Annotated in this window: 3 protein-coding genes and 1 pseudogene; all 4 read left to right on the top strand. The window is 71.7% G+C overall.

Annotated features, from left to right (window positions below; translation table 11 throughout):
• A partial coding sequence (locus FRW57_RS19025; RefSeq protein ID WP_275263207.1) for a proton-conducting transporter transmembrane domain-containing protein occupies positions 1–466 on the top strand: 466 nt, incomplete at its 5' end.
• A 122-nt stretch (positions 467–588) separates the two neighbouring features.
• Positions 589–1,473, top strand: coding sequence for a zinc metalloprotease HtpX (gene htpX / locus FRW57_RS19020; protein WP_137120633.1), 885 nt, complete (start codon positions 589–591; stop codon positions 1,471–1,473).
• A gap of 60 nt (positions 1,474–1,533) precedes the next feature.
• A pseudogene (gene pepN / locus FRW57_RS19015) lies at positions 1,534–3,390 on the top strand (aminopeptidase N); the annotation flags it as partial.
• A gap of 71 nt (positions 3,391–3,461) precedes the next feature.
• A partial coding sequence (locus FRW57_RS25115; RefSeq protein ID WP_420853268.1) for a hypothetical protein occupies positions 3,462–3,530 on the top strand: 69 nt, incomplete at its 3' end.

The raw sequence follows: 3,530 nt of genomic DNA, 5'->3' as shown, positions 1-3,530 counted from the left end.
GCACGTGTGGGGACTGGCGCGCGCACGTCAGCTCACGGCATACCGCGGCCTGCTGCGCGGGCACCCGCTGCTGGGCGTCTCGCTGGGGCTGGCGCTGCTCTCCCTGGCCGGGCTGCCGCCCGGGGTGCTGGGACTGGTGGCCAAGATCGTGGCGCTGCGGCCGGTCGTGCACGGGCAGCTGTGGGCGCTCGCCGTGGTCGCCGCGGTCAACGCGGTCATCGGGGTCGCGGTCTACCTGCGGTGGCTGCGGGCCGCGCTGGAGAGGCCGCAGGCGATCCCGGTGTCCGAGGCGGGCGGAGCCTCCGACGCCGCGGGCGACGGCAGCCGCGAGGGTGAGACGGAGACCACCAGGGTGCACTGGCGCAGCTGGCACCCCGCCCAGCTGGTCGCCGTCGCGGTCGCCTTCATCGCGCTGGTCGCCACCTCGCTCGCCCCACAGATGGTCCTCGGCCTGCTCGGGCCCTGACCACCTCCTCGTTGCCCCGAGAAGGGGCGGCTTCCTGCGCCCTCCCGACGCAACCGGAGAGGGACCGGACCCGGCGCCGTCGAGTGCCGGAACACCGGGCGTGCCGCGGGCGTTCAACCGGCATGCACCGCCACTTCAACGGTCTCAAGACGGCCGCGCTCTTCGGAGCCATCTGGGCGATCCTGCTCGGGCTCGGCGCGGTCATCGGGAGCGGCCGGTTCATCTGGCTGTTCGCCCTGTTCGGCGTCGGGATGACCGTCTACGGCTACTGGAACAGCGACAAGATCGCGATCAAGGCGATGCACGCCTACCCGGTCAGCGAGGCCCAGGCGCCCGAGATGTACCGCATCGTGCGGGAGCTGTCGACCAAGGCCGGCGAACCGATGCCGCGGCTGTTCGTCTCCCCGACCGAGGCCCCCAACGCCTTCGCCACCGGCCGCAACCCGAGCCACTCCGCGGTCTGCTGCACCGAGGGCATCCTGTCCCTGCTCAACGAGCGCGAGCTGCGCGGGGTGCTCGGGCACGAGCTGATGCACGTCTACAACCGGGACATCCTCACCTCGTCGGTCGCGGCCGCCGTCGCCGGTGTGATCACCAGCGTGGCCCAGATGCTGATGTGGTTCGGCATGTTCGGCGGCTTCGGCGGAGGCGGTGGCGACGACAACCGGCCCAACCCGCTCGCCATGCTGGCGATGGCCCTGCTCGCCCCGGTCGCCGCGACCGTGATCCAGATGGCGATCAGCCGCACCCGGGAGTACGACGCCGACGAGGACGGTGCCAAGCTCACCGGCGACCCGCTGGCTCTCGCCTCGGCCCTGCGCAAGCTCGAGTCCGGCACGGCACGGGCGCCGCTCGCCCCACAGCCCGCCGTGGTCAACGCGAGCCACATGATGATCGCCAACCCGTTCCGTGCCAAGGACGTCTCCCGCCTCTTCTCCACCCACCCACCGATGGACGAGCGGATCGCTCGCCTGGAGGCGATGGCCAGCGGCCACCAGCCGTACTGAGCGGCGGCGAGGACACGAGCGAGGCCCGGAGCGCCGAGGCAACATGGCAGGGTTGGACCCATGGCGAACCTGACGCGGGTGGAGGCGGCGGCGCGAGCAGCGCTGCTGGACGTGACGGCATACCGGATCGAGCTCGACCTCGACCGCGGTGACCGCGCCTTCGAGTCGACCGCCACCATCACCTTCACGTGCCGCGAGCCGGGCGCCTCGACGTTCCTCGACCTGCGCGCCGAGTCGGTGCACGAGGTCACCCTGAACGGCAAGCCGCTCGGGGCGGAGGCTCTGGACGGCGACCGGCTGACCCTGCCCGACCTCGCGACGGACAACGAGGTCGTCGTGTCGGCGACGATGCGCTACAGCCGCGACGGCCAGGGCCTGCACCGCGCGGTCGACCCGGCCGACGGGCTGCACTACGTCTACGGCCACCTCTTCCTCGATGCGGCTCCGCGCGTCTTCGGATGCTTCGACCAGCCCGACCTGAAGGCGCCGTTTGACGTGCAGGTCACCGCACCGGACGGCTGGATCGTGGTCGGCAACGGCGCGGCCCGGCGCGAGGCCGACGGCCCTTGGCGCCTCGCGACGACGCGCCCCCTCGCGACCTACTTCGTGACGGTCTGTGCGGGCCCCTACGCCACGGTCGCCGACGAGCACGACGGCATCCCGCTCGCCATCCACGCGCGTGCATCGCTCCGGGAGCCGCTCACGCTCCAGGCTGGGCAGATGCTCGAGGTGACCAAGGCCTGCTTCGACTACTACCACTCGCTGTTCGGCCTGCGCTACCCGTTCGGGGAGTACCACCAGGTGTTCGTGCCGGAGTTCAACGCCGGCGCGATGGAGAACCCCGGCTGTGTGACCTTCCGCGACCAGATGATCTTCCGGGGCGCCACCACCCGTCAGCAGGTGCTGCGCCGGTCCAACACGATCGCCCACGAGATGGCGCACATGTGGTTCGGCGACCTGGTCACGATGAGGTGGTGGGACGACCTGTGGCTCAACGAGTCCTTCGCGGAGTACATGGCGCACCGCACCCTGGTCGCGGCCACCGAGTTCGACGAGGCCTGGGTCGACGCCGCCATGTCGCGCAAGACCTGGGGTTACGCGGCGGAGCGTATGCCGTCTACGCACCCGGTCGCGGGAGCTGCGGCCCCGAACGTGGAGACCGCGTTGCAGAACTTCGACGGGATCTCCTACGCCAAGGGCTCGTCCGTGCTGAGGCAGCTGATCGCGTACATCGGCGACGAGGCGTTCATCGCCGGGCTCACGGCATACCTGCGGGCGCACCGGTTCGGCAACGCCGACCTGGGCAACTTCCTGGAGGCGATGGAAGAGGCCTCCGGCCAGGACCTGGACGGATGGGCGGAGGGCTGGTTGCGCACGGCGGGGCTGGACGCGCTGTCGCTGCGCACCGAGGTCGAGCAGGGGCGGATCAGCGAGGCGGAGCTGGTGCGGACGCCGGCTCGGGCACACCCTGCGGACCGGCCGCACACCATCGACGTGGCCGGGTTCGCCGGCGGCGGCGAGGTCTTCCGGCTGCACACCACGATCACGGCCGACCGCACGCCGTTGCCGCAGATCGTGGGCCGCCCGATCGCGGCCGTGGTGGTGCCCAACGCGTCCGACCTGACCTGGGCCAACGTCAAGCTGGACGGCTCGTCGGTGGACGCCCTACCCGCCGAGCTGGCCCGGATCGACGACGCCGCGACCAGGGCGGTGGTCTGGACGGCGCTGCTCGACGGGGTCTCACTCGCCGAGGTCGACCCGAGGGCGATGCTGAGCGTCTTCGAGGCGGCGTGGGCGCTGGAGACCAACGACTCCATCCTCGGGAGCGTCGCCGAGCTGGTGGGCGACCGCGTCATCCCGGCGTTCCTGCATGAGAGCGAGCACGAGGCGGCCCGGGCCGTGCTCGCCCGGGTGGCACAGGGCGTGGTCACCGGGAGCCGACCCGGTTCGTCGCGGGCGCTGACCGCGATACCGCCACCGCCCGTGCCCTGGACACGGCGGGCCGGTCGGTGCTCTTCGCGGGATGCACGGTGATCATCGCCCTGCTCGGCCTGCTG

Source organism: Segeticoccus rhizosphaerae, from assembly GCF_009192725.1.
GTDB lineage: Bacteria > Actinomycetota > Actinomycetes > Actinomycetales > Dermatophilaceae > Segeticoccus > Segeticoccus rhizosphaerae.
This window is presented reverse-complemented; position numbering and strand designations above follow the sequence as displayed.

What these genes read in the sequence shown, in the direction of transcription:
- htpX (WP_137120633.1), top strand. Translation starts at nt 589, where the DNA reads ATGCACCGCCACTTCAACGGTCTCAAGACGGCCGCGCTCTTCGGAGCC.